23 protein-coding genes are annotated in these 25,350 nt (G+C 56.5%); 20 read left to right on the top strand and 3 right to left on the bottom strand.

The features are described from left to right. The first annotated feature begins 2 nt into the window (after positions 1-2). The 7 genes from ftsH (at position 3) to ABWQ15_RS10365 (ending at position 8,201) form a co-directional block, all read left to right on the top strand. Positions 3-1,853 carry an ATP-dependent zinc metalloprotease FtsH gene (gene ftsH / locus ABWQ15_RS10395; RefSeq protein WP_353908704.1) on the top strand — a complete coding sequence of 617 codons (1,851 nt, stop codon included), beginning with the start codon at positions 3-5 and terminating at the stop codon, positions 1,851-1,853. 436 nt (positions 1,854-2,289) lie between these two features. Beyond that, positions 2,290-3,504: an ABC transporter substrate-binding protein gene (locus tag ABWQ15_RS10390; protein WP_353908703.1), complete on the top strand. Its 1,215-nt coding sequence runs from the start codon at positions 2,290-2,292 to the stop codon at positions 3,502-3,504. Between the two features lie 198 nt (positions 3,505-3,702). After that, a complete protein-coding gene (locus tag ABWQ15_RS10385; RefSeq protein ID WP_353908702.1) occupies positions 3,703-4,581 on the top strand; it encodes a branched-chain amino acid ABC transporter permease in 879 nt (292 codons plus the stop codon). Between the two features lie 4 nt (positions 4,582-4,585). Further along, on the top strand, positions 4,586-5,941 hold the full coding sequence (locus tag ABWQ15_RS10380; RefSeq protein ID WP_353908701.1) for a branched-chain amino acid ABC transporter permease: 1,356 nt from the start codon (positions 4,586-4,588) through the stop codon (positions 5,939-5,941). Then, positions 5,934-6,866, top strand: a complete 933-nt coding sequence (locus ABWQ15_RS10375) for an ABC transporter ATP-binding protein (protein ID WP_353908700.1) — start codon at positions 5,934-5,936, stop codon at positions 6,864-6,866. Before ABWQ15_RS10380 ends, ABWQ15_RS10375 begins: the two co-directional genes overlap by 8 nt. Continuing rightward, entirely contained in the window at positions 6,859-7,572 is a 714-nt protein-coding gene (locus ABWQ15_RS10370; protein WP_353908699.1) for an ABC transporter ATP-binding protein, read from the top strand. Before ABWQ15_RS10375 ends, ABWQ15_RS10370 begins: the two co-directional genes overlap by 8 nt. 92 nt (positions 7,573-7,664) lie before the next feature. Beyond that, positions 7,665-8,201: a DUF8580 domain-containing lipoprotein gene (locus ABWQ15_RS10365; RefSeq protein WP_353908698.1), complete on the top strand. Its 537-nt coding sequence runs from the start codon at positions 7,665-7,667 to the stop codon at positions 8,199-8,201. A gap of 80 nt (positions 8,202-8,281) precedes the next feature. Here the strand turns inward: ABWQ15_RS10365 and ABWQ15_RS10360 are convergent, their stop codons facing one another. From ABWQ15_RS10360 to ABWQ15_RS10350, 3 genes are read right to left on the bottom strand one after another with little or no spacing between them, the layout of a single operon-like run. Next, positions 8,282-8,896, bottom strand: coding sequence for an ABC-2 transporter permease (locus tag ABWQ15_RS10360; RefSeq protein ID WP_353908697.1), 615 nt, complete (start codon positions 8,894-8,896; stop codon positions 8,282-8,284). Then, the gene (locus ABWQ15_RS10355) at positions 8,893-9,744 is read right to left on the bottom strand and encodes an ABC transporter ATP-binding protein (RefSeq protein WP_353908696.1); all 852 of its coding nucleotides are present in this window, start codon (positions 9,742-9,744) and stop codon (positions 8,893-8,895) included. Before ABWQ15_RS10355 ends, ABWQ15_RS10360 begins: the two co-directional genes overlap by 4 nt. Positions 9,745-9,747: 3 nt before the next feature. Then, a complete protein-coding gene (locus tag ABWQ15_RS10350; RefSeq protein ID WP_353908695.1) occupies positions 9,748-10,122 on the bottom strand; it encodes a GntR family transcriptional regulator in 375 nt (124 codons plus the stop codon). A gap of 179 nt (positions 10,123-10,301) precedes the next feature. On the opposite strand from ABWQ15_RS10350, the gene ABWQ15_RS10345 reads away from it, so the two are divergent. The 13 genes from ABWQ15_RS10345 to ABWQ15_RS10285 all read left to right on the top strand — a co-directional run bounded on the left by ABWQ15_RS10345 (position 10,302) and on the right by ABWQ15_RS10285 (position 25,345). Beyond that, the gene (locus tag ABWQ15_RS10345; protein WP_353908694.1) at positions 10,302-11,273 is read left to right on the top strand and encodes a leucine-rich repeat protein; all 972 of its coding nucleotides are present in this window, start codon (positions 10,302-10,304) and stop codon (positions 11,271-11,273) included. Between the two features lie 17 nt (positions 11,274-11,290). Further along, complete coding sequence (locus ABWQ15_RS10340) at positions 11,291-12,658, top strand: vWA domain-containing protein (protein WP_353908693.1); 1,368 nt, start codon at positions 11,291-11,293, stop codon at positions 12,656-12,658. Positions 12,659-12,670: 12 nt separating this feature from the next. After that, positions 12,671-14,182: an ATP-binding protein gene (locus ABWQ15_RS10335; RefSeq protein ID WP_353908692.1), complete on the top strand. Its 1,512-nt coding sequence runs from the start codon at positions 12,671-12,673 to the stop codon at positions 14,180-14,182. 209 nt (positions 14,183-14,391) lie between these two features. Continuing rightward, complete coding sequence (locus ABWQ15_RS10330) at positions 14,392-15,720, top strand: TolC family protein (protein ID WP_353908691.1); 1,329 nt, start codon at positions 14,392-14,394, stop codon at positions 15,718-15,720. A gap of 26 nt (positions 15,721-15,746) precedes the next feature. After that, entirely contained in the window at positions 15,747-16,991 is a 1,245-nt protein-coding gene (locus ABWQ15_RS10325) for an efflux RND transporter periplasmic adaptor subunit (RefSeq protein ID WP_353908690.1), read from the top strand. Beyond that, positions 16,988-20,119 carry an efflux RND transporter permease subunit gene (locus ABWQ15_RS10320; RefSeq protein WP_353908689.1) on the top strand — a complete coding sequence of 1,044 codons (3,132 nt, stop codon included), beginning with the start codon at positions 16,988-16,990 and terminating at the stop codon, positions 20,117-20,119. The genes ABWQ15_RS10325 and ABWQ15_RS10320 overlap by 4 nt, the downstream gene beginning before the upstream one ends. Further along, complete coding sequence (locus tag ABWQ15_RS10315) at positions 20,103-20,699, top strand: TetR/AcrR family transcriptional regulator (protein WP_353908688.1); 597 nt, start codon at positions 20,103-20,105, stop codon at positions 20,697-20,699. Before ABWQ15_RS10320 ends, ABWQ15_RS10315 begins: the two co-directional genes overlap by 17 nt. A 263-nt stretch (positions 20,700-20,962) precedes the next feature. Next, positions 20,963-21,694, top strand: a complete 732-nt coding sequence (locus ABWQ15_RS10310) for a MerR family transcriptional regulator (protein ID WP_353908687.1) — start codon at positions 20,963-20,965, stop codon at positions 21,692-21,694. A gap of 203 nt (positions 21,695-21,897) precedes the next feature. Then, a complete protein-coding gene (gene sigK, locus ABWQ15_RS10305) occupies positions 21,898-22,614 on the top strand; it encodes an RNA polymerase sporulation sigma factor SigK (protein WP_353908686.1) in 717 nt (238 codons plus the stop codon). Between the two features lie 143 nt (positions 22,615-22,757). After that, positions 22,758-23,099 carry a helix-turn-helix domain-containing protein gene (locus ABWQ15_RS10300; protein WP_353908685.1) on the top strand — a complete coding sequence of 114 codons (342 nt, stop codon included), beginning with the start codon at positions 22,758-22,760 and terminating at the stop codon, positions 23,097-23,099. A 120-nt stretch (positions 23,100-23,219) separates the two neighbouring features. Beyond that, the gene (locus tag ABWQ15_RS10295; protein WP_353908684.1) at positions 23,220-23,645 is read left to right on the top strand and encodes an RNHCP domain-containing protein; all 426 of its coding nucleotides are present in this window, start codon (positions 23,220-23,222) and stop codon (positions 23,643-23,645) included. 292 nt (positions 23,646-23,937) lie between these two features. Further along, entirely contained in the window at positions 23,938-24,402 is a 465-nt protein-coding gene (locus ABWQ15_RS10290) for a TspO/MBR family protein (protein WP_353908683.1), read from the top strand. A gap of 274 nt (positions 24,403-24,676) precedes the next feature. Next, positions 24,677-25,345, top strand: a complete 669-nt coding sequence (locus tag ABWQ15_RS10285) for a cytochrome c biogenesis CcdA family protein (RefSeq protein ID WP_353908682.1) — start codon at positions 24,677-24,679, stop codon at positions 25,343-25,345. Positions 25,346-25,350: the final 5 nt, after the last annotated feature.

Here is a 25,350-nt window from a genome sequence, read left to right as displayed (position 1 = left end):
CATTGAAAAATTCAAAAGCGACAAACGCGCTTACCTTCATTTTTCTGGCGGTGATCATGCTGCTGTGCGCCGCGTACCTGTGGCATAGCAATTCCGCCCCGGAGCCGCTGGAATACTCCGAGGTGGTGCAGCTTTTCAAGCAGGAGAAGGTGGAGAGCTTTACCGTCTCCGACAACACGCTGACCCTGCACCTGCGGGAAAAGGTCCGGGGCAGTACCACCGCGGTCTACGAGCTGTATGATTTCGACCTGTTTTACGACGATCTGAATGCGCTGGTGCAGACCCAGTCAGAAAAGGGAATCATTACCTCCTACGAATACCACGCGGACCATTCCACCAACTGGTTTGCGCTGCTGATGCCCTATGTGCTGATGGCGCTGATTCTGGGCGGCATATGGTACTTTCTGACCGCCCGGGCCGGGGCGGGCGGCGGAGGCGACCGCATGAGCCGCTTCAGCGAGGCCCGGACCCACACCCTTTCCGAGAAGGATAAGTCCATTACCTTTGCGGATGTGGCAGGAGCCGACGAGGAAAAAGAAGAGCTGCGGGAGATTGTGGAATTTTTGAAGGACCCGCAGAAGTATACGGATTTGGGCGCCCGTATCCCCAAGGGCGTCCTGCTGGTTGGCCCTCCGGGCACCGGCAAGACTTTGCTTGCCAAGGCCGTGGCGGGAGAGGCCAAAGTCGGCTTTTTGTCCATCTCCGGCTCCGACTTCGTGGAGCTGTATGTGGGCGTGGGCGCGTCCCGCGTCCGGGATCTTTTCAAGGAGGCGGTAAAGACCTCCCCCTGCATCGTATTCATCGACGAAATTGACGCCGTCGGCCGGCAGAGAGGCACGGGTCTGGGCGGCGGACACGACGAGCGGGAGCAGACGCTGAACCAGCTTCTGGTGGAGATGGACGGATTTTCGGCCAATGAGGGCGTGGTGGTTCTGGCTGCCACCAACCGGGTGGATGTGCTGGATCCGGCTCTGCTGCGCCCCGGCCGGTTTGATCGACAGGTGTACGTAGGCCTTCCGGATATCCGGGGCCGGGAGGAAATTCTGAAGGTCCACACCCGAGGAAAGCCTCTGGCGGAGGATGTGGATCTGAGCGAACTGGCCAAGGGGACCCCCGGCTTCACCGGTGCGGATCTTGAGAACCTGACCAACGAAGGCGCGCTGCTGGCGGCTCGGCGGGATCAAAAGTATATCACCATGGCGGATCTGAAAGAGGCGGAGATCAAGGTCATTGCGGGTCCGGAGAAAAAAAGCCGGGTGATTCCGGAGCACGAGCGCAGGCTCACCGCCTTTCATGAGGCGGGCCACGCCATTGTGATGCACTCTCTACCCGACCACGACCCGGTGAATCAAATCTCCATTGTTCCGCGGGGACAGGCGGGCGGCATGACCATCTCCCTTCCCCAGGAGGACCGATCCTATATGTCCAAACGGCATCTGGAGGAACAGATCGTGGCCCTTCTGGGCGGTCGGGCCGCAGAGAAGCTGGTGCTGGGGGATATTTCCACCGGCGCTGGCAACGATATTCAGCGGGCCACGCAGATTGCCCACAAAATGGTGGCCAGCTACGGTATGAGTGAGAAATTGGGCACCGTATCCTTCGAGTCCGGGCACGACGAGGTGTTCATTGGCCGGACCATGAGCCAGGGCCGCAGTTATTCCGAGCAGATTGCAGCCCAGATCGACGAGGAGGTACGCCGGATTATCGCCTCCGCTTATAACCAGTGCGAGGAGATTTTGCGGGCCCGCCGCCCGCAGCTGGAGTCCGTGGCCAACTACTTGCTGGCCCACGAGACGATGAACCGGTCGGAGTTTTTGACCGTGGTAGATGTTCCTGCTCCTGCACAGGCGTGAGCGCTTTAAAAGGACGACTGCAGTCCCCGCGTCCCATGGACGGCGGGGACTGCTCTTTTCAATTTGATGTCTGTTTTCTCTGAAGGCTTGTTCCAAACTGCGAATGATCTGTTGGGAACCCCGAAAATAAGGGGATTTGACGGGGAGATATGGAAACGGACAATTATTTTTTGCCTCTTTCGGCGATATCACTAAAAAAGGATGTCCACACCATGAAGACAAATGCAAGCTGCTTCTTCTTGAATGGCTACACATGTCCCTGTATTGAGGACAAAATAAAAGCGAGGAGGCTGAAATTTTTCAGAGTTTGGGACACTTTGAAGATTCTTTCTGTATATAATTCTACTTGAAAAACCAGAAAAAATTACGTAAAATATTTCTCATGCAAAGAGAATCGGTACAGCCATTCTCTTTTATGAAGACAGGAGGAAAGAACATGAAAAAGTTTCTTGCACTTACCTTGGCGCTTGTCATGACCTTTGCCCTGGCCGCCTGCGGTGAGAATGCCGCTTCCGGCAGTGCCGCCAGCGGCTCGTCCGCTTCCGGCAGCAACCCCGTGCTGAAGGTGGGTGTGTTCGAGCCCGCTTCCGGTGACAACGGCGCCGGCGGCAAGCAGGAGGTCCTGGGCATCCAGTACGCCAATCAGGTGACTCCCACCGTGGACATCAAAGGCCAGACCTATGACATCCAGTTGGAGATCGTGGATAACCAGTCTACGACCGACAAGGCCATCACCGCCGCTCAGTCCTTGGTGAACGCGGGTGTGTCTGTGGTTCTGGGCTCCTATGGCTCTGGCGTGTGCATTGCCGCCGCACCCACTTTCCAGCAGGCGCAGATTCCCGCCATCGGCTGCTCCTGCACGAACCCCGCCGTTACAGAGCAGAACCCCTACTACTTCCGCGTCTGCTTCCTGGACCCCTTCCAGGGCAGTGTCATGGCCAACTTTGTCTCTGAGCAGTTCAGCGCCAAGAAGGCCTATGTTCTGACCATGCTGGGCGAGGACTACGGCACGGGCCTGGGCACGTATTTTACGAAGGCGTTTGAGGGCCTGGGCGGCGAAGTGAAGTCCGAGAACTTCCCCGAGGGTACATCCGATTTCTCCGCTTACATTCAGAACGCCGTGGCCTATGGCGCGGATGTGATCTTTGCTCCCTCCGCCACCACCTATGCCTCTTTGATTATCGGTCAGGCTGCCAAGTCCGGTGTTACCATCCCCGTCTGTGCCGGCGACACTTGGGAGTCCTCCGTGATTCTGGACGCCCAGAAGGGTACCGGTCTGCCGGTCTACTGCTCCACCTTCTTTGACGAGAACGACGATTCCGGCCTCGCCTCCACGTTCGTCAAGGGCTTTAAGGAGTTCCTGAACGCTGATCCCCAGAATTTGACCAATAATGGCGGCAACGACATCGTGGCAGCTGTCTCCGCTTTGGGTTACGATTCTTATATGACCGCCGTCGAGGCCATCAAGCTGGCTCAGTCCACCTCCGGCGCGGATATCCAGGCAGCCCTGTTCAAAGTAGATTTTGATGCTGTTACCGGCCACATCACGATGAATCCGGACACCGGCGATGCCAACAAGACCGAGGCTTATATCAAGCAGGCCACAGACGGCGCGTTTACCTTCATCAAGCGCCAGTCCGTGCAAGGCTGATCGGATACCTGCCTCAAACCGTACTACGCAAAGCGCAGGCGGGGTTCTCCCCGCCTGCGCTTTTCCGATTCCAGCGATTCTGGCTTGCATCGAGCCGAGAGCCGAAGGGTTCGATGCAGAACAGAAGAAAATCCACGCTCCGGCGTGGGATTCAGCCCGTTCCCGGTTTCGGGGAACGGAGAAAACGGAGGGAGTTCCATGCTTGATAAAATCCTGCCCTATCTACTGGCAGGCGTCTCCGTGGGCGGGCAGTACGCCCTGATCGCCATCGGGTATACGATGGTGTACGGTATTCTGCGACTGATCAACTTCGCCCACGGCGATATTTTCACGGTGGCCGGTTTTGTCATGGTTTATGCTGCCGCGACCATGCCCCTGAGCGTTTCCATCCCCCTGACCATCGTCCTGACGGTGATTCTGGGTGTGATGGTGGAAAAGGTGGCCTACCGGCCCCTGCGCACCGCGCCCCGCATGTCGGTCATGATCTCCGCCATCGGTATGAGCTATCTGCTGCAAAACTCCATGTGGTATCTCACCGGCGGTCTTGCCAAGCAGTACCCTGTTCTGCCCTGGATCAGTGACCGGGTGAACGTGGCGGGTACCACCACCAGCCGCGTTACAATTATCACCCCGTTTTTGACGATTCTGCTGGTAGTGGTGCTGGTGGTACTGATCAAACGAACCAAGATCGGCATGGCCATGCGGGCCGCGTCCCGGGACTTTGAGACGGCGCAGCTCATGGGCATCAAGATCAACAATGTCATCAGCTTCACCTTTGTGGTGGGGTCCTTTTTGGCAGCGGTGGGGTCCATGCTGTACTTCTCCAACTATGCCACCGTCACCCCCACCGTGGGCGCCATGCCGGGGCTGAAGGCATTCGTGGCCGCTGTGTTTGGCGGCATCGGGTCCATTCCCGGCGCGGTGATCGGCGGCTTCATCATTGGTATCTGCGAGAGCCTTATCAAGGGCTCAGGCTTGACCACGTTTTCCGACGCGTTCACCTTTGCGCTGCTGATCGTGATCCTCGCGGTAAAGCCCACCGGCCTCTTCGGAGAGAATCTAACGGAGAAGGTGTGACGGAATGATCAAGAAGAACGACCATAAGAAGGCTTGGATTGCCTTGATGATCGCCGTCGCTGTGCTGGTGCTGGTAGGAGCGCTGGACAATCTTCCGCACGTTCCCTCTATGCTTTTGACGGTGCTGCAAAAGGGCGCAATCTATGCGCTGGTGGCGGTTTCCATGAACCTGCTGAACGGTTTTACCGGGCTCTTCTCTCTGGGGCAGGCGGGCTTTATGCTGCTGGGCGCCTATACCTACGCAGTTCTTACCGTTCCTGTGGAGCGGCAGGCCAGCGTCTATCAGCGGTATGAGGAGGGCGGCCTGGGTTTCTCTGTGACACAGAGCCTGGGAAATTCCATGGGCCAGTTTGGTCTGCTGCTGGGCGTGGTGATCTGCCTGATTCTGGCGGGATGCGTGGCGGGCTTTTTCGCGTGGCTCATCGGCCTTCCTGTGCTGAAATTAAAAAGTGACTATCTGGCCATTGCCACGCTGGGCTTTGCGGAGATTATCCGTGCGGTGGTGCAGTATGAAAAACTGGGCCCCGTCACCAACGGTTCCAATCTGCTGTACGGATTCACCGGTTTCACGGACTTCCATCTGGGCAGCTTGAAGCTGACCACGGTGATGCCCTTCCTGTTTTCGGGACTGTGCATCTTTGTGGTGGTGCTGCTGATCAATTCCACCTATGGCCGGGCATTCAAGGCCATCCGGGATGACGAGGTCGCCGCTGAGGCCATGGGCATCAATCTTGCAAAACACAAGCGCATGAGCTTTATCATCAGCTCCTTTTTTGCGGGAATCTCCGGCGCACTGCTGGCCATGTTTCAGGCCAGCGTGCAAGCCGTTGCGTTTAAGGCAGCTATGACCTATGAGATTTTGCTGATCGTGGTCATCGGCGGCATTGGGTCCATAACCGGGTCCGCCATTGCCTCGTTTTTGTTCGTTGGCTGCTCGGAGTGGGGGCTGCGGTTTTTGGATAACGAGACCACCCTTAAAAACTTTGACGCAAAGGTGAAATTTGCTGTTATATTCGGCGTATTGATTGCCGCCGTTGTGGCCTTTGGGCTGCTGAGCATGAAGCGTAAAGGGGAAAAGCTGATAACCCGGGCGGCACAGGGGCGGCCCGCGGTCAGATGGGGAGCGGTGCTGGGTCTGGCAGTGGCGGCCATCGCCCTGCTTTGGGACGTGTGGTTTGTCATCAGCCCCAGACTGAAGCTGCCGCTGCTGCGTTCCGGCTTCCGCATGGTGGTATTTTCAGTTGTCATTATGATCATGGTGCTGTTCTTCCGGGAGGGCATCATGGGGGACAAGGAGCTGTGGGACCTGGGAAAGAAGAAACGTTCCGCGAAGGCAAAGGCAGGTGTTGGCAATGAGTGAAAATGTGCTGCGTGTGGAAAACGCGACCATGCAGTTCGGCGGCGTGGTGGCGGTTGATAATCTGAATCTGGAGATCAACAAGGGGGAGATCGTCTCTCTGATCGGCCCCAACGGCGCGGGTAAGACCACCGCGTTCAACGTCATCACCGGTGTATACGCCCCCAGCAACGGCCGGGTGGAGTTCTGCGGCGAGACCATCGTGCGCAATCACCCTCAGGGGAAGATGAAAAAGCTCTACAAGGGGCAAAACCCGGAGATGTACACCGCCGCTTTCCGCGTACAGGCGGAGAATGCGGAGACAAAGGACGCGCTGGAAGAAACGGAGAAGGAGCGCGACTCCGCGGCTTTCACGGACAAGGTGCTTGCTCCCACACCGGATGTTATCACAAAGCTGGGCATGGCCCGGACCTTTCAGAACATCCGCCTGTGGAAATCCCAGACGGTGTTCGACAACATTCTGATCGCAAAGCATCTTCGGCGTACATCCGGCCTGTTTTCCGCCACGTTCCGGCTGAACAGACGGGAGGAGGCGGCCCAACGGGCCGACGTGGAGCGGCTGCTGGAGATCGTGGGTCTCAGCGAGGCGAAGGACGAGCTGGCCACCTCCTTGCCTTACGGCAAACAGCGCCGACTGGAAATTGCCCGGGCACTGGCGACGGAGCCGAAGCTCCTTTTGCTGGACGAACCGGCGGCGGGCATGAACCCCCAGGAGACCAACGACCTGACGGAGTTCATCGGCCGTATCCGCTCCGACCTGGGGCTGACGGTGTTTCTCATCGAACACCACATGGATCTGGTCATGGATATCTCCGACCGTATTTACGTGCTGGATTTCGGCGGATTGATCGCCAAGGGTACCCCGGCGGAAATTCAAAACAATCAGCGCGTGATCGACGCATATCTGGGGGTGGCGGAAGATGCTTAAAATCGACAATCTAAAAGTGTCCTATGGCGGCATCCACGCGCTGCGGGGCATCTCCATGGAGGTGCCCGACGGAAAGATCGTCACCCTGATTGGGGCCAACGGTGCCGGAAAATCCACCACCCTGCGCACCATCACCGGCCTTGTCAAGGCCGACTCCGGCTCCATCCAGTGGAACGGGAGCGAGTTGATCGGAAAGAGAATCGACCACATTATCGGAGAGGGCATTGCCCTGTCCCCAGAGGGACGGCGGGTGTTCGCGGATCTGACGGTGCTGGAAAATCTGAAAATCGGGGCCTACCTTCGCAAAGACAAGGCGGGGATCGAGAAAGACCTGAACTGGGTCTACGAGCTGTTTCCTCGTCTGAAGGAGCGGTCTTGGCAGTTGGCGGGAACCCTCTCCGGCGGCGAACAGCAGATGCTGGCCGTGGGCCGGGCGCTGATGAGCCGGCCAAAGCTCATGATGATGGATGAACCCTCATTGGGACTTGCCCCACTGGTGGTGCAGGATATCTTCAAAATCATTCAGGAGATCAACCGTCAGGGGGTCACGATTCTGCTGATCGAGCAAAACGCCAATATGGCGCTGAAGATCGCGGACCTGGCCTACGTGCTGGAAACCGGACATATCACCCTTTCCGGCACCGGCGCGGAGCTTCTTGTCAATGAAAAGGTGAAAGAAGCGTACCTGGGCAAGCGGAAGGACTGAACTGCAAAAGGGAGCCGAAAGGCTCCCTTTTGAAACTTTTCTCGGCGCTTGAGCGTCTTTCTATGAAACAGTCGATATTAGGAGGAACCTGAATGAACCGAATCATTACACTGGCCGCTGCTTTGTGCCTTGCGCTGACGGTGTCCGCCTGCGGACAGACCGCGCCCGCCGGCGCATCCGCCAGTACATCCACCGACGCATCAACCAGCGCAGCGGCCTCCGCGGCGTCGCAGGAGTCCGCCCCTGAAACGGGCAGAGAAAAGCAGACCACTTTGTCCATGGAGCTGGAGGGGCAGACGGAGGAGGTCCCCGCCACGCTGTACGAGGGGGAGGGATACTCTATCTACATTCCCGACGAGGGATGGACAAAGACCACCGGGAAGTTGCCCAAGGGGGCCGTTGACCAGTGGGTTGCGGTGGCCAACTCGGATGTGACGTTGACGGTCTGCGCGGAGGATGAGACGGGCAGATCATGGTCGGCGAGCCAGATGCGCGTCAGAGTTGAACAGGACCCGGGAACAGCGGAGAGTTCCCATGACTGGTACTTGTATCAGGCCTTTCCCGATGAGGCGGCCGAAGGGTTTGGCACCCGACTGGAAGCCATCTGCGCTACCTTCTCCATTTCCTGAGATAGAAAAAGCAGTCCCTGGGGAGCACTGTGTGCTCCCCAGGGACTGCTTTTTTAATGGGACAGCTTCGGCGTCCTGCGTCACACGCTGCGCCGATTGTATAGGACAATAGACAGCGGAATCGAGATCGCCGTCAGCACCGCGGCCAGCGCGGGGATGCCCAGCGAGAACAAGGCGTTCAGCCCTTCCGGAATCTCCCCGTCGGAACCCAACACGCCCTGCACCAGTGCCGCGCCGCCGACGGACAGCATCACGATCAGCAGAATAAAGAACATCCGGCCCTTTTCTACGCCGAAGCGGAACATGAGAGGCAGCGTTATGGCGATCATAATGAAGCCGATGCACATCGAAGGCAGAACTTCGGAGAGGGTCAGGCCGTACACTGAGGGCATGATATGCCCCATGATCAGATGGGCTGCGGCGCTCAGCACGGTAGCGGCCCCAATTGCCAGCCAGCCCAGCGCATATTTGCTCAGTACGATGTCACCGGGGGTATAGGGCATCATGGACACCAGCTCCGTCCATTTGCTCCGCTCGTCATAGGCCATGGCCGTATAGGGCAGCATCCCGCAGTAGACAATGGCGAAAACGCTCATATTTGCTCCCGGGAGCACCGCGAAAACCGCGATCATCAGCAAAAACACCCGCATCTGCCGGACAAGTACGAAAATATCCTTTTTTAAAAGAGCCTTCATGCCTGCTTTTCCCCCTTCACCAGAAACAGAATGACATCTTCGATATTGGGCCGGTCTATCTGGAACCCGGCGGAGACCAGCTTTCGCTTTACCAAAACCCTCGCGCCGTAAGGTGATTTTTCCACGCCACAAACGGCCTCGGCGGGAAGACTTTCCAACTGGCCCTTCGTGCAGCTCACAATACCGTACTCATCCCGCAGGGCGTCCTTTTCCATGCAGAATCGCAGCTGTCCCTTATGGAGAAACGCGATGTAATCGCACAGCTTTTCAAGGTCGCTGACGATATGGGACGAGATCAAAATGGAGTGCTCCGCGTCCCGGGTGAACTCGGAGAAAAGCTCCAGAATTTCATCCCGCACGATGGGGTCAAGGCCGCTGGTGGCCTCGTCCAGAATCAGCAGCCGGGGACTGTGGCTCAACGCCACGGCGATGGCCAGTTTCATGGTCATGCCCCGGGAATAATCCTTGAATATCTTTTTGGGCGGCAAGTCGAAGCGTTTTAAAAAGCCGTTGTAAACCGCTGCGTCCCAGCGGGCATAAGTATCCGCCATCACAAGACCCACCTGATTTGCGTTCAGCGTCTCGGGAAAGTACGCCTCGTCCAGTACGATCCCGACATCCTCCTTTACCTGCTGAAACTCCGGGCTGCGGTTGTCCACGCCCAAAACGCTGATCTCGCCGCTGTCGGGTCGCAGGGCGTGCATAATCAGGCGGATGGTGGTGGATTTGCCCGCCCCGTTTTCACCGACCAGACCGCAGATGGACCCCTTGGGCAGTTCAAAGTTTAAATTCTGTATGGCGAAATCGCCAAAGCTCTTGCTGACGTTTTTGATTTCAATTGCATTCATCGCTTATTCCCCCTTTAAGATTACGCGCAGCATCTCCTGCAATTCCCCGTCTGTGACCTGACAGCTTCCCGCCAGATCTGCGGCGGATTGCAGATATCCCTCGATTTCCCGGAGGCGGCTCTCCCGGATCAGCTCTGTGTTCTGCTCCGCCACAAAGCACCCCTTGCCCGCCACCGTGTATAAAAAACCGTCCGCCTCCAATTCATCATAGGCTCGCTTTGTGGTGATGACGGAGATGCGCAGGTCTTTTGCCAGCGCCCGGATGGAGGGCAGCGGCTGCCCCGGGTCCAACAACCCCGCCACGATCTGATCCTTGATCTGGGTGGCGATCTGCTCATAAATGGGCGCGCTGGAGGAGTTGCTCAATAGAATATCCAAACTGTAATCACCTCACATACTGTACATAAACAGTATATACAGTATGCGCGGTTTGTCAAGAGAAAAAATATAATTTTTTTTTGATTGCCCCTTCACCTTGCAGGCGTGTGGGAAAAGCACTGGGAAAACGGGAGAAAGTATGGTATCATACGATTGCATTTTGCGGAAGAGGTGAGCGGATGGAGACGGCGGCGGGACAAAACGATCTGACGCTTTGGTGGCAGGCTGTGCCCGACGGCGTGGAGGTAACGCGGGTGGAGACCGGCGACCGGAACGTGATTTTGCCGGAGACCGTCCGGGGCTTTCCGGTGACCGTCCTAGGCCATCATGCCTTTTCTCCAGACCAGCCCGCTCCGGAGGGGACGCCTTTGCGGCTTGCTTGCGGCGGGGGAACGCCGGAAAGCGACACACGGAGGATTGAGACCGTCACCCTGCCGCCCACGGTGCGGCGGGTGGGGGACTATGCATTTTTGGGCTGCGCCGCGCTGCGGGAACTGCGGGTTACGGAGCCGGTGGACAGCTGGGGTGGCAGCGTGTTTATGAACTGCCGCAGTCTCCGCCGGTTTTTCGTCCGGGTGCGGGACAGCCGGGCGGAAAGCCTCTCCTTCTTTGCCGACGAGTTGCCGGTGGAATTGGACGTGGCCGTGGAGTACCCGGACGGAGGGACGGCCCGGCTGATTTTCCCGGAGTACCGAGAGTCCTATGAGGAGAATTCCCCGGCCCATCACTTCGATTTCCACCTCTACGGACCGGGTTACCCCTATCATCATGTGTTCCGGGAGCGGGCGCTGTCTCTGGCGGCATACGACGCGCTGTTCCCCGGACTGCTGGCCACGGAGCACGACCCGGACTGCGCGATGCGCCTTGCGTGGTACCGGCTGCGGGCCCCCCGTGAGCTGACAGAGGAAGCGGCGGCGCGGTATCTACAGTATTTGAAGAGCCGGACGGGCGACGTGCTGGGTTGGCTGTTGGAGGAGCGCGACAGCCGGGGGCTTTCCTGGTTTTTGCCCCGGTGCGGCGCGGACGGGAAGACCCTCGGCGGCGCGGCGGAGACTGCCCGGCGTCTGGGCCTTGCGGAGCCGCTGGTACTACTGCTGGAACAGCGGCGCGGGCAGATTCCGGACGGCCTCAACAAATCATTTGACTTATGAGAGGGGGGGGCGGCGTCATGCCGGAGGGAAATACAAAGGCGGAGATCGGCCTTGAAATTCTGCGCTCGGCCCAGAGCGAGCTGTATCTGAACTTTCCGTATCTGGATGCAGCGCTGTGCGGCCTTCAATTCCAGCCGGGAGACGGCGTGACGCTGTCCCTTGCCACCGATGGCGAGCGGCTTTTGTACGATTCCGCCTACCTCTCCGAGCGGTTCCTGCGGGGCATGGCTCACATCGACCGGGCATACCTCCATGTGATTCTGCACTGTCTTTTGCGCCATCTGGCAAAAAAACAGGGGCGTGACTCGGAGCTGTGGGATCTGAGCTGCGACGTGGCGGTGGAGAGTATTCTGGACGGGCTGGACCGTCCCTGTCTGGGGGTTACCGCGGCCCCGGTGCGCCAAAATTTTTACGGGAGTCTTCAAAGCTGCATGAAGGTTCTCACCGCCGAGGGCATCTACCGGGAGCTTCAGCGGCGCAAGCTCCCGGAGTATGAACGGGCGAGGCTCCAGCGGGAATTTTTCGCCGACGACCACGGACTGTGGGATCCCCAGGGCAAAAAGGATCAGGAGCGCAGTGAGCGTCAGGACAAAAAGTGGCGGTCTGCGTCGGAGCGCACCCAGACTGGGATGGAGACCGTTCTCGCCGGCAAAGCTACCGGCGGCGAGGCGGTGTACGAGCAGGTGAAGGTTGCAAACCGCCCCGGCGTAGACTACCGGAAGTTTCTCCGGCGGTTTGCCGTCCCCCGGGAAGTGCTGGGTGTGGACGGCGACGGCTTTGACTACGGATTTTACTCCTACGGACTGCGGCTTTATGGCAATATGCCGCTGGTGGAGCCGCCGGAAACCCGGGAGGAAAAGCGGATTGAGGACTTTGTCATCGCCATCGATACCTCCATGTCCACCTCCGGGGAGTTGGTGCGGCGATTCCTGTCGGCCACCTATACAATTTTGAGGAGTACGGAGACGTTTTCCTCCAGAGTGAACATCCGGGTGATGCAGTGCGACGACCAGCTGCGAAGCGACACGGTGCTCCATGATCTGGGGGAATTGAAAACCTACATGGAGGACTTTCATCTGGAAGGCGGCAGTGCCACGGATTTCCGCCCGGTTTTCCGGCGGGTGGAGGAACTGCAAAAGGCCGGGGAACTGACAGGCCTGCGGGGCCTGCTCTACTTCACGGACGGCATGGGTCGGTATCCGAAAAAGCGCCCGCCCTATGAGACGGCGTTTGTGATGATGGAGGACCCGGCTATGGCGGTGGAGGTGCCGCCCTGGGCCATCCGGATGGCGTTGACGGAGCCGGAACTGGACGCTGCCCAGAGGCAGGCGGCGTATACGGACGAGCGGGACGAAACGGACCTCCGGGACCTGCCGGAGCTATAAGGAGACGGACTTATGAATATCAAACAGGCAAAAGAGGAAATTGCCAACACCCTGAAAGCCTATCAGACCAGAGACGACCTGGGGAACTACTTGATTCCCGCCGTCCGTCAGCGGCCTGTGCTGCTGATGGGGCCTCCGGGTATCGGGAAGACCCAGATCATGGAGCAGATCGCATCGGAGACCGGCGTGGGGCTGGTGGCCTACACCATCACGCATCATACCCGGCAAAGCGCTGTGGGTCTGCCGTTTATCGAAAAACGGACCTACGGTGGGCGGGAGTTCTCCGTCACGGAGTATACCATGAGCGAAATTTTGGCCTCGGTCTACGACCTGATGGAGCGGACCGGAATCAAAGAGGGCATTCTCTTTCTGGACGAGATCAACTGCGTCAGCGAGACGCTGGCCCCCATGATGCTGCAATTTTTGCAGTGCAAGACCTTTGGCAACCAAAAGCTGCCCGAGGGCTGGCTCATCGCCGCGGCGGGGAACCCGCCGGAGTACAACAAATCCGTCCGGGACTTCGACGTGGTGACGCTGGACCGGGTGAAGCGCATAGATGTTGAGGAGGACTTCGCCGTTTGGAAGGAGTACGCCCGCCGCCGGGGTCTGCACGGGGCGGTTGTTTCGTATCTTGACATAAAGAAGGAAAATTTTTATCGCATTGAGACCACGGTGGACGGCATTCAGTTTGCCACTGCCCGGGGCTGGGAGGACCTGAGCGAGCTGATTTATGCCTATGAAAAGCTGGGTCTTCCCGTGGACCGGGAGGTCGTGGAACAGTATATCCAGCTGCCCCGCATTGCCCGGGATTTCACGGGATATCTGGAGCTTTACAGGAAGTACCAGCGAACCTACCGCGTGGAGGAGATTCTTGCGGGAAAATGGACCGCCGCAGCCGTGTCCGAGCTTCGAACCGCACCCTTTGATGAAAAGCTGTCGGTACTGGGATTGCTGCTGAGCCGTCTCAGTCAGGAGGCGGGCCGTGTGCGGGCGCAGGACGCCTTGGCGGATACGCTCCACACCGATCTCACCGCTTTGAAGGCCCGGTTGACCGGGGGAACTGTGGCGGGGGAGGCCCTTCGCGATTTGGAGCAGTTCCGCCGGGAGAGCATGGAGCGCGCTGCCGCCGCCGGACAGCTGGACCGGGAGCACCGGACTATGGACCAGCGGGAGCTGGAGATTCTGGCGCGTTACCGGCAGGATTTACTGGACGGCGATATTGCGGACAAAGACGCCATGGACGCCGTCCGGGGCTGGTTTGCCACGGAGGTGGAGGTGCGTAAAGCTGCCGTTCAGGCGGCGGGGCAGTGCTTTGACAACGCGTTTGGGTATCTGGAAGAGACCTTTTCCGATTCGCAGGAGCTGGTGATTTTTGTGACGGAAATCACCGCCGGGTACGATACCAGCTGGTTTGTGGAGCACTTTGGCTGCGACGCCTATTTCCGCCATAACAGGGAACTGCTGTTTGACGACAGCCGTCGCCGCATCCGCGAGGAAATTGCGGCGGAAAGATCGGGGGAATGAGCGCATAAGAATACCGGGAGCCTGACAACGTCAGACTCCCGGCATTCTTATGCGCGGGGCTTCAACGCGCGACGCATTAAAATTCGGCTGGAAAATTACTCTTGACAGACATTGGCCGCACGCCTATAATAAAAATCCCGACCGACCGTTCGGTCGGAATTTTTAGCTTTGCAGAACTTTGCGCGCTGCGCAGAAAAAGGAGTCCTGATATGAAACGAACCTTAGCGCTGCTTTTGTCTGTTGTACTGACGGTGGCCGCCGCGCTGCCGGTCATGGCGTACGATCATGTTCAGACCGCGCCGGAAACGGCTTCGTCCGCTGCCGATCCGGGGGCGGGGGCCCCGTTGTCCGCCTCCTCTGGTGCCTCCGCTGCCGCCGGTTCAGAGACGACTGGGGAACCCGCTCCGGATGCGCCGGCGTCTGCGGGTCCGGAAGACGCGGCGACGTCTTCGGATGTAAATGTTTTGACGGCGAACAGCATACATAACACAGCTCTGGTAGCGGACAACACCGCCGACACGCTGCACTTTGAAAATCTGCGCAAGGCGTTGGAGAAGTATAACTACACGGTGCTCTCACTTCAGGGGCAGATGAAGGATATTTCCAACACCACCACGGCCGATGTGTGGGACATGATTGTCCCTTTGGGTCAGATGAAGAGTGGCGTAAGCGAAGCGAAGAATTCCGTGCCTATAAATACTCCCCTGTGGACTGCGCTGTACACGGAGGAAGCTTTGCTGAGCAGCCAGATCGGCGCTCTGCAAGCTCAGCGTGACAGCATGAACGACAGTACGGAGTCCGCGAAAAACTCCCTGAACGACGCCATCAATCAGATCGTCAAGGGAGCGGAGACGCTGTACATCGCCATTGTCACCATGGAGGATGGGCTGGACGCTATGAACCGGGGCCTTGAGACGCTGGACCGGGCTGTTGCAATCACCGAAAAGCGGCAGGAGCTGGGCATGGCCTCCGCCTATGACGTGGAGAGTATCCATCACCAGCGCAGTCAGCTGCAAAGCCAGATTGACTCCCTGAAATTCCAGATTTCCTCCAACAAGGTCACCTTGGAAGGAATGTGCGGCATGGAGCTCAGCGGCTCCGTAAAGCTGGCTGCGCTTCCCATACCCACTCAGGCCGACCTGGACGCCGTGAGCTACGACAAGATGCTCAGCACCGCCATGGATCGGAACGTGGACGTGGCAAACGCCCAGATTTCCTATAGTACCAAGGACAGCGGCGCCAACAAGAATGCGCTTTCGGGGGCAAAGAACACCTTTGCCGCAAAGTTCAAGGTGGTGTGCATAACGATTCCGGAGGACTCCCGCCTGGTGACTGCGGCGCAGGGAACGGTGGACTTCCAGCAGCGGACATTTAACATCGCCGCGAAAAAATATGAGCTGGGGATGCTGTCCCACGAGGAGTATCTGTCCGCCAAGAGCGATCTGGACAGCGCACAGGATGACCTGAAGACCGCTCAGCGGAATTTGTTCAGCGCCTATCGCGCCTATGTCAATGCGACCCAGTACGGCCTAGTTTGAGGCTGCTTGAAATAAAGGAGAAAAGCATGAAAAAACAACCTCTTTTTGCGCTGCTGACGGCAGCGCTGCTGATCGGTTCGCTGACGGCCTGCGGCCAGAGCGGCGATACCTCTGCCGAGCCGGAAGTCAAAGGTACTGCCGTGGAAGTTCAGACGGTGGAGACCGGCAACATCGCCACACAGAGCACCGTCACCGGCAGCGTTACCGCCAACCGCAATGTGCCGGTGCTGAGTAAGGTGGCCTGCAAAGTAAAAAGTGTGAAGGTCAAGGCTGGCGACACCGTGGCTGCGGGCGATCCGCTGTACACGCTGGATACCTCCGATCTGGAGGATACCTACGGCAGCGCTCTGACCACGTATACCAGCACCCGGGAGCTTCTCGACGAGCAGGTGCGCCAGACGCAGGAGAGCTACACCAACCTTCAGTCCCTCTTTGAACTGGGCGCGGTGAGCCAGAACCAGCTGGATCAGGCGAAGCTTGGGGCGATGCAGGCGGAGAACACCCGGAAGAGCACCTTGACGCAGATGGGGCTTGACGACGTATGGGATGTGCTGAACAATCCCACTGTTACGGCGCCTATCTCCGGGACTGTCTCCAGCGTCAGCGTCACCGCCGGGGTCAGTGTGGCTCCCAACACTCCCACGGTGGTGGTGTCTGAGATTGGGCGGCCCCAGGTAGTTGTAAACGTCTCCGAGACGCTGCAGCCCTCCATCAGCGTGGGTGACGCGGTGGATGTGTCGATCCCATCCATCGGCAGCGGAACCGTTCAGGGAACGGTGGCCTCCGTGGCCTCCGCCGTCAGCCAGACCTCCGCCCTGTATGAGGTACATATCGATCTTCCCAAGGATCTGAAGGTCTCTATCGGCATGTTCGCCAAGGCCGTCTTCCGCACCGATTCCCGGGTGGGTACGGTCCTGATTCCCACGGAAGCCATCCTGACCGGGGAAGACGGGCATCAATTCATTTATATTGTAGACGGCGATACGGCCTATCAGGTGAACATCACTACCGGACTTGTGGGCGAGACCCAGACGGAGATCACTTCCGGACTTCACGGGGGAGAGCAGCTGGTAACCCGGGGACAAAGCTATCTGAACGACGGAGCGCCCGTCCGCGTCACCAATGCCACGGCGGCCGCCTCCGCCGCGGACGGAAGCGGCGCGTCTTCTTCTGCCGCTTCCTCCTCTGCGTCTTCTTCTGCCGCCGGCGCAAAGAATTCCGCGGCCTCTTCCGGCGCGGCGTCTGGCGGCGCGGAGGGTGCGAAAGGATGAAAATCGTCACATTCTGCATCCGGCACCGGGTAACGACCATCATGGCCTGCATCATGGTGGCGATCTTCGGCGTGCTGGGCTTTTCTCAGCTACCCCTGGCATTGCTGCCGGACATAGAGCTGCCCATGATGTTGATGTACACCACCTATCAGGCCGGCCCTCAGGAGATTGAGAATCTGGTAACGGTTCCTCTGGAAAACGCCTGTGCGTCGGTGGCGGGCATGGATAAGCTCCAGTCCTACTCCGTTGAAAATATGTCCCTGGTGATGGTGACCTTTGCCGACGGCACCGATCTTGACACCGCCAAGACGGATCTGCGGGACAAAATTAACATGGTAAAGAGTACCCTGCCCGATGATGCCGGCGATCCGGTGATGATGGCTTTGAATATGGACGCCATGCCCGTGATGGTTATCGGACTAAAGGGCTCGGATCTGGCGTCTCTCCAATCCATCGCGGACGACACCATTTCTCCGGCGCTGGAGCGTATCGAGGGTGTGGCCTCCGTGGACGTAGAGGGCGGCTATAAAAATGAGATTGCCGTAGAGACCTACACGGAAAAACTGGAGGGCTACGGACTGTCCCTGAGCTATATCGCTCAGATCCTGTCGGCCGAAAACGTGGCCATTCCCGCCGGCAGTGTGGACAATGGGGCCAATACCCTCTCCGTTCGGACCGACGGGGAATTTTCCTCCGCCGAAGACGTTGCAAATTGTTTGATTCCTCTGCCCACCGGCGGCAGCGTCCGGCTGGGCGAGGTGGCAAATGTATACCTCAAGCCTCAGGAGCGAAGCGCAATCGCCCGGGTGGACGGGGAGGACTGCGTGGTCCTGTCCGTCAATAAGCAGTCCGACGTGAACACCGTTACCACGGCCAGGAGCGTACAGGCGGCCATGGCGGATATCGCGAAGGAGAACCCGTCTTTGAGCTGGTCCGTGCTGATGGACCAGAGCGAGTATATCAATCAGTCCGTTGACAGTGCAATCTCAAATATCATTATGGGCGTGCTGCTGGCGGCGCTGGTACTGTTCCTGTTCCTGCGGGATTGGGGCGCTACGATGGTCATCTCCGTATCCATGCCTCTTTGCATCGTGGCGGTGTTCCTTCTGATGAAAGTTCTGAACATCACACTGAACATAATGAGCCTGGGCGGCGTGGCCATGGGTGTCGGTATGATTGTGGATAACTCCATTGTGGTGCTGGAAAACATTTTCCGATACCGATCTGACGGATATGATAACTACTCCGCCTGTACTCAGGGTACCGGCGAGGTGTCCCTCGCCATCGTGGCCTCCACACTGACCACCGTGGCGGTGTTCCTGCCGATGGGACTGACCGACGGGATTGTGGGTATGATGTTCTATGATTTCTGCCTGACTATCTGCACTTTGATCGGTATGTCCTTGGTGGTGGCGCTGACGATTGTGCCGCTGCTGAGCTATATGCTGCTGGGCCGCAGCCGGAAGGACCTGAAGGGCAACGCCCAGGCCATGGAGGCCGCAAAGAAGGCAAAAAGAGGCCGCCTGACACAGTGGTATGTGAAGAAGCTGGAGTACTTCATCAACCATCGCAAGCGGGCTATGCTGGCCTCGCTGGGCATGATCGTGGTCTTTACCGGTATCATCGCCGTCTCCGGCTTTGAGATGATGCCCGCCATGGACCAGAGCAGCGTCAACGTTACCGTGGGCTTGCCGGTGGGTACCGAGACGGAAGAGGCGCAGCACATCGCCGAGCAGGTGGTGAATATCGCCATGGATACCGTTCCGGAGATCAAGGATATCTACTATACCACCGGAGGCGGTACTATGAGCAGCATGACTGGCAACAATTCCACCTCCGTCACGCTGAACCTTGTTCCCATCGGGGACCGCCATCGCTCGGCAGAGGAGATCGGAAATCAGCTGAGGGACGATCTCCAGAATATTGCCGGAACGGATATTTCCGTGTCCTCCGCGGGTATGATGGATATGTCCGAATTGACAGGCAGTCCCATTGACGTCACCCTGTCCGGCGACGACTATGACGAGCTGAAAGCCACTGCGGACGACCTTCTTGATCAGATATCTGAAATTCCCGACGCCATTAATGTCTCTTCCAGTGCCGGCGATCAGGTGCCGGAGGTGGATGTGACGCTGCGGCGCGATGTGGCAGCGCAGTACGGTCTTACCGCCGCGACCATCGGCACCGCCGTTCGCAGCCAGCTCACCGGCTCCACCGCCACCGTTCTGAAGGTCAACGGCGAGGAGATCAACGTGGTAGTCCGGGGTGAGGTGGACGCGGGCAAGAGTCTGGACTCGCTGAGATCCATGCCCATTACCACGCCGATGGGTAGTTCTATCCCGCTGAATATGGTGGCGAACGTGGACGTGGTGATGGCGCCCCAGACCATTACTCGCCAGAACCAGAGCCGCACCATCACCATCACCGGCGACAGCCGCACAGACGACACGGTGGGCATCGCCAAATCCGTACAGACAGTGATTGACGGCTATCACGCTCCCGACAGCGTCATTGTGGATGTGGCCGGAGAGAACAGCGAAATGATGAGTTCCTTCAGGAGCTTGGGGAACGCTCTGATTGTGGCGCTGGGACTTGTGTACTTCGTGCTGGCCTCTCAGTTTGAGTCCTTCCTGATGCCGGTCATCATCATGATGATTTTGCCGGTGAGCCTGCTGGGGTCCCTGAGCACACAAATTTTCTTTGGCATGAAAATTTCTATTATTTCGTTTGTAAGCGTAATTATGCTGGCGGGCACTGTGGTCAACTCTGCGATTGTGCTGGTGGACTACATCAAGACCCGCCGCCTCCGGGGCGAGGAAAAGAACGAGGCTATTCTCAACGCCTGTCCCCGCCGTGTCCGACCTGTGATGATGACCATGCTGACCACGGTGCTGGGCCTGCTGCCCATGGCCATTGGCGTGGGTGAGGGATCGGAGATGATGAAGCCCATGGCCATCGTCATGATTACAGGTATGCTGCTTTCCACCATCGTGACGCTGTTGTTCACCCCGGTGTATTACAGCGTTCTGGACAGCCTCAGCCAGCGCTTTTCAGATAAGCGCGCGGCAAAAAAGAAACGGCCCGCGCTCCTGGGAAAGGAGGAACCTCCCCGTGTCGAAGATCAGTGACCAGCGGCGCGCGGAAATTTTGCAGGCCGCGCTGAAGGAGTTCAGCCTCCGGGGCATCGGCGGGGTTTCCATGTCGGAGATTGCCGCCCGGGCCGGGATCGGAAAGTCCACAATCTATGAGTATTTTCCGTCGAAGACGGAGCTGTTTTGTGCGTCGTGCAGGACAAAGATTCAACGGGTCGAGGAGCAGTTTCTATCTATTTTTATGCAGGAGATTCCGTTTTCCAGACAGTATGAGCTTTACGTCGAAATGATGCTGGGACTGGCGCAGGAAATTGATTTCAATGAGGTCCTGCACATGTTTACCGACGGTTCTCTCACGGAGCTGAAGCCGGTGATCGAGGAACTTGGTACGGATGTCACCGCCATGGTAGAGCAGGCTATTCGGCGGGCACAGGCCACCGGGGAGCTAATCTCCGACCTGGATGTGGACATCATAGCGGCGTGCCTGCTGAGCCTGCCCAACCCACATCTGATTTTTCGCCTGCGCCAGCTGGGTAAGAAAGATCCGGTAAAGGCGGTGGTGAAACTGGCACTCCGGGGGATCCGGGCTGAAGACTCCCAAAAAGCGATGCAGTGATTCAAAAGTATGCTCCTGTGTCCAGAAGCATACGATAGCTCGAAAGCCGGCAGAGCCTGTAAGGCTCTGCCGGCTTTTTCCAGAGGCTATTAAGCACTGGAAAAGACAGGATAAGAGTGCTGTGACTGTTCTGCTGACAGTCACAGCACTGGGCATTATAAGAACAGGCATTAAAAAAGTTTAAATTTCTATTGACTCTGACGTAACGTAATAAAGTATGTTTATTTTGTGGCCCGCAGAACAGGGGAAGGGAGGACTTATCTATGAAGATCAACGAAGTGGCAAAGCGCACAGGGGTCACTGTGCGGACGCTGCATTATTATGACCAAATCGGTCTGCTGAAACCCAGCCGGGTTACCGAGGCGGGCTATCGACTCTACGATCGGGAGGCGCTGATAGCGTTGCAGCAGATCCTGTTTTTCAGGGAACTGGATTTTTCACTTCAGGAGATTCGGGAGATTACGGGAAGACCGGATTATGATCGACGGGAGGCACTGGAGAAACACCGGGAAATGCTTTTGAAAAAGAAGGAACGCCTGGAAGGTCTGATCGGTTTGGTAGATAGAACTTTGAAAGGAAAAAGTGACATGAGCTTTCGCGAATTTGACAAAACGGAAATTGAATATATGAAGGAGAGGTACGCGGCGGAGGTCCGAGAGCGATGGGGCGGTACCGCGGCTTATCAAGAGGAGCAGAAAAAGACAGCGGAATACAGCGCTGACAAGTGGAACGCCGTCAACGATGAGGGTACTGCGCTTATGCAGGCATTTGCGGCGCGCCGGAGCGAAGCACCGGAAGGTGCTGCTGTGCAGGAGCTGGTTTGCCAGTGGAAGGATTATATTACAAATAATTTTTATCACTGCACAGATGAAATTTTGGGTGGTCTGGGGGCCATGTACGTGGACGATAAGCGGTTCACGGACAACATCGACAAAAACGGTGTAGGCACCGCGGCATTCATGGCGGCCGCCATCGAAATTTACTGCCGCAAATAAGAGAAGAAAACGCTAAGAAAGCAGAGCCGCCGGGTGGAATGCAATTCCGCCCGGCGACAATTTGTGCTCATAGGAGGCTGTCTCCCGCGCATAAGATAGCGGGGAGGACGCGCAGCTGCGTGCCCTTGGAATCGGCGGGCCGCTCGCCGTGAAAGCGGCAGATGCTGCGCGCAGCGCTGCGCGCTGCGGAGAGGGAGGGCCTTATGCTGACTGCGGCTCTGCTGCTGTTTGCAAACACGTTGCTTTTTTCATTGCGCCTCAACGGAGGCGGTTCGTTTCCAAAGCCCCTGTCGGCGGAGGAGGAACGGGAATATCTCCGCCGTATGGCTGAGGGGGACATGAAAGCGCGGGACGCGCTGATCGAACGGAATCTGCGGCTGGTGGCGCATGTGGTAAAAAAGTACTACTGCGCCCAGAGCAATCAGGAGGATCTGCTCTCTATCGGTACGATTGGTCTTATCAAAGGCGTTTCGACGTTTGACGCGTCCAAGGGCGCAAGGCTTGCCACATACGCGGCGCGGTGTATTGAAAATGAGATTCTGATGTATTTCCGCAGTCAAAAAAAGCTCCAGGGCGATGTGTCACTGGCGGATTCAATTGATACGGACAAGGAAGGCAATGCCCTGCAGCTCATGGACGTGGTGGGGGTCAACGACACGATGCTGGAGGACATTCAGGATCGTGACGACGCTCTGCGCCTGCGCCGGCTTGTGTCGGAGACGCTGACCCCGCGGGAGGCGGAGATTATTCGCCTGCGATACGGTTTGGGTGGAACAGTCCCCCTGACGCAGAGGGAGGTGGCAGTGTCTTTTAAAATTTCCCGGAGTTATGTATCGCGCCTGGAGACAAAGGCGCTGACCAAGCTACGGGAAGCATTTAAAAATGGGGACGGCGGAGAGACGGTTAAAAAAGGCCGCTAATCCCGATGAGCTGAGACAGGAAGCGGTTTAAAACCACTATTTTTTCTTAAGTCGCATTAACAATGCGATAAATAATAACTTTAGCAATGTGTTACACTTAACGATACCATTACATAAACTACCATTGTAAGGCGGTGCTGGGCTTGAAACAGAAAAAGCAATTGAATGTTGAAGTTGGTGCGCGCATTAAAAGTGCGAGAGAAAATGCCGGATTAACGCAGGAGCGGTTTTCTGAACTCATTGGAATGGGTACAAAAAGTGTGTCTGCATTGGAGCGAGGAACGGTAGGCGTGTCTCTGTCCTCTATACAACGAATCTGTCAGGTGTTGTCTATTTCCGGCGATGAGATTCTTTTCGAGAGAGATATAAAAGAAAATGACGTACAAGCATTGGCGGCGCGCCTTGCGCGCTTATCCCCGGAGCAATTTGAAATCACTAGAGAAATCCTGAACAAGCTTTTTGAAGCATTTTCTATTTTGAACTGAAAGGAACCTTTATGAAAAACATGAAATCACTGGAGAGTGTGGCAAGCCGGGAGGTTTGCGACAGGTAATCTCCGCATTCCTCCCAAAAGGAACTCATTTACTTTTAGGAGGATCAAAAATATGAACCGCGAAAACAAGCGGAAGCAATACGAAAAAAATTATTATAAAACGCATGCCTGTACCGACAGCTTTACCTGTAAAGTTTGTGGGAGACTTGTCGTCCCCGCCGGGGCCGGAAGCGAACATCGCAACCATTGTCCCAATTGCCTTGCAAGCCTGCATGTGGATACAGAGCCCGGCGACCGGGCCTCCGACTGCGGTGGGATCATGGAACCCGTGTCTGTCTGGGTGCGCAAGGATGGCGAGTGGGCGATCATCCACCGCTGCCGCCGGTGCGGAGAGCTGTCGTCCAACCGCGTGGCGGCGGACGACAATCCCATGAAGCTTATGAGCATCGCCATGAAGCCCCTGAGTTCTCCCCCTTTTCCGCTGGAGCGTATTGAGGAGATGACTGCGCTTATGGGTGGGGATGGCAGTTTGATTTAATATTGGCGTGGCGTTAATCCTGCTTGACGCCGACTGTGGTTATACGGATAAAAAAAGAGTGATGGTATGCGATCAATTCAATCAGGCTGTGTCGGACAGCTCAATTAATTTTAAGAGGGAAAACGCAGAGAACGCCAATGTCCTCTGCGTTTTTCCTCGCGTTTTTTCTACTGAAGGTTGAACGTTTCTACCCTTATACTCGCATTTCTCCACTCATATTTTCGCTGCAGTGCTATATAATTACTGTGGGACACGATTTGGCCTGCCGCAAAACATCTTTGGAGGGATTACCATGAAAAAATCAGTTAAGCCATATATTTTCTTTATACTTATAAATCTTGTGGCTGCGAGTTTGGTTGGATGGATTGCCTCTGGAGCAATGCAGGAGTATGCAGCAATTCGGAAATCGTCCTTAACTCCTCCATCCTTTGTATTTCCGATTGTCTGGACCATTTTGTATGTATTGATGGGGATCAGTGCAGCCATGATCTATCAGACCGAATCCCCCAAAAAGACGAAAGCTCTGCGCATTTATGTAATTCAGCTGATTGTTAATCTGGTTTGGAGTTTTTTGTTTTTTAACCTTCAAATGTACGGACTTTCCTTTTTCTGGCTGCTGCTTTTGTGGCTTCTGATCCTTGCCATGATTGCTTCCTTCCGGACAATTCGTCCAGCTGCAGCAATACTGCAGATCCCGTATTTGATTTGGGTGTCCTTTGCCGGTTATCTGGCATTCTTCGTTTGGGTGATGAACTGATTTCCCTATAAAGGCTGCCTGCTTTTACATGTGTCTGAGTAATAAGAATACGAAAACCCCGCTCTCCAAATAATGGAGGGCGGGGTCATTTCATTTTTTCGCCTTGGATGCTTGTTGCTTTTCAAAGTTGGGCGCATCGCATCAACATGGCAGCTGACCGACACCACGGAATGGACGCATTTCAACAAATTACGACGAAGCAAGTATAATGGAGATTTTATTGGAGATAAATACGACATATTGATGAAATCATGAATTGTCAGTGAGGAAGATCATGCAATATGTATTCTCATTTTTAGAGGGCATTATTTCTTTTATATCCCCGTGTCTGCTGCCCATGCTACCCATATACGTGAGTTATTTTGCTGCCGGACAAACCAAAGATAGGGAGAAAACAACTTTAATAAACGCCTTGGCCTTCGTGTTGGGCTTTACGCTTGTTTTTGTGGCCCTTGGCCTGTTTTTCGGGACCCTTGGCGCCTTTTTGCAGAGCTATTCCACGGTTGTGAACATCATTTTAGGCGCGATTGTCGTCTTATTCGGATTGGGTTTCATGGGTGTCATAAAGCCTATATTCGGCATGAAGGGAATGAAAAGCGGCGACACCGGAAATCTGAATTTCTTTAAGGCCATGCTGTTTGGAATGATTTTTTCCGTCAGCTGGACGCCCTGCGTAGGGGCCTTTTTAGGCTCGGCGCTGGCAATGGCCTCGGTCAGTGGCTCGGCGGTGCAGGGAACGGTTATGCTGCTTTGCTTTTCCGCAGGTCTTGGAATCCCTTTCATTCTTTCCGCACTTTTAATAAAACAACTGGAAAGCGCCTTTAGTTTTATTAAAAGGAACTACAAGGTGATAAATTTCGTATGCGGACTTTTGCTTGTTGTAATTGGTGTATTGATGATGACCGGTCTGCTCGGAAAATTCCTGACAATATTCAGCAGTTAAACAAA

Origin of the sequence: Oscillibacter sp., assembly GCF_040505565.1 — a bacterium.
Taxonomy (GTDB): Bacteria; Bacillota; Clostridia; order Oscillospirales; family Oscillospiraceae; genus Oscillibacter.
Note: the sequence above shows the minus strand (reverse complement) of the source record. Positions and strands in the feature narration are given on the sequence as shown.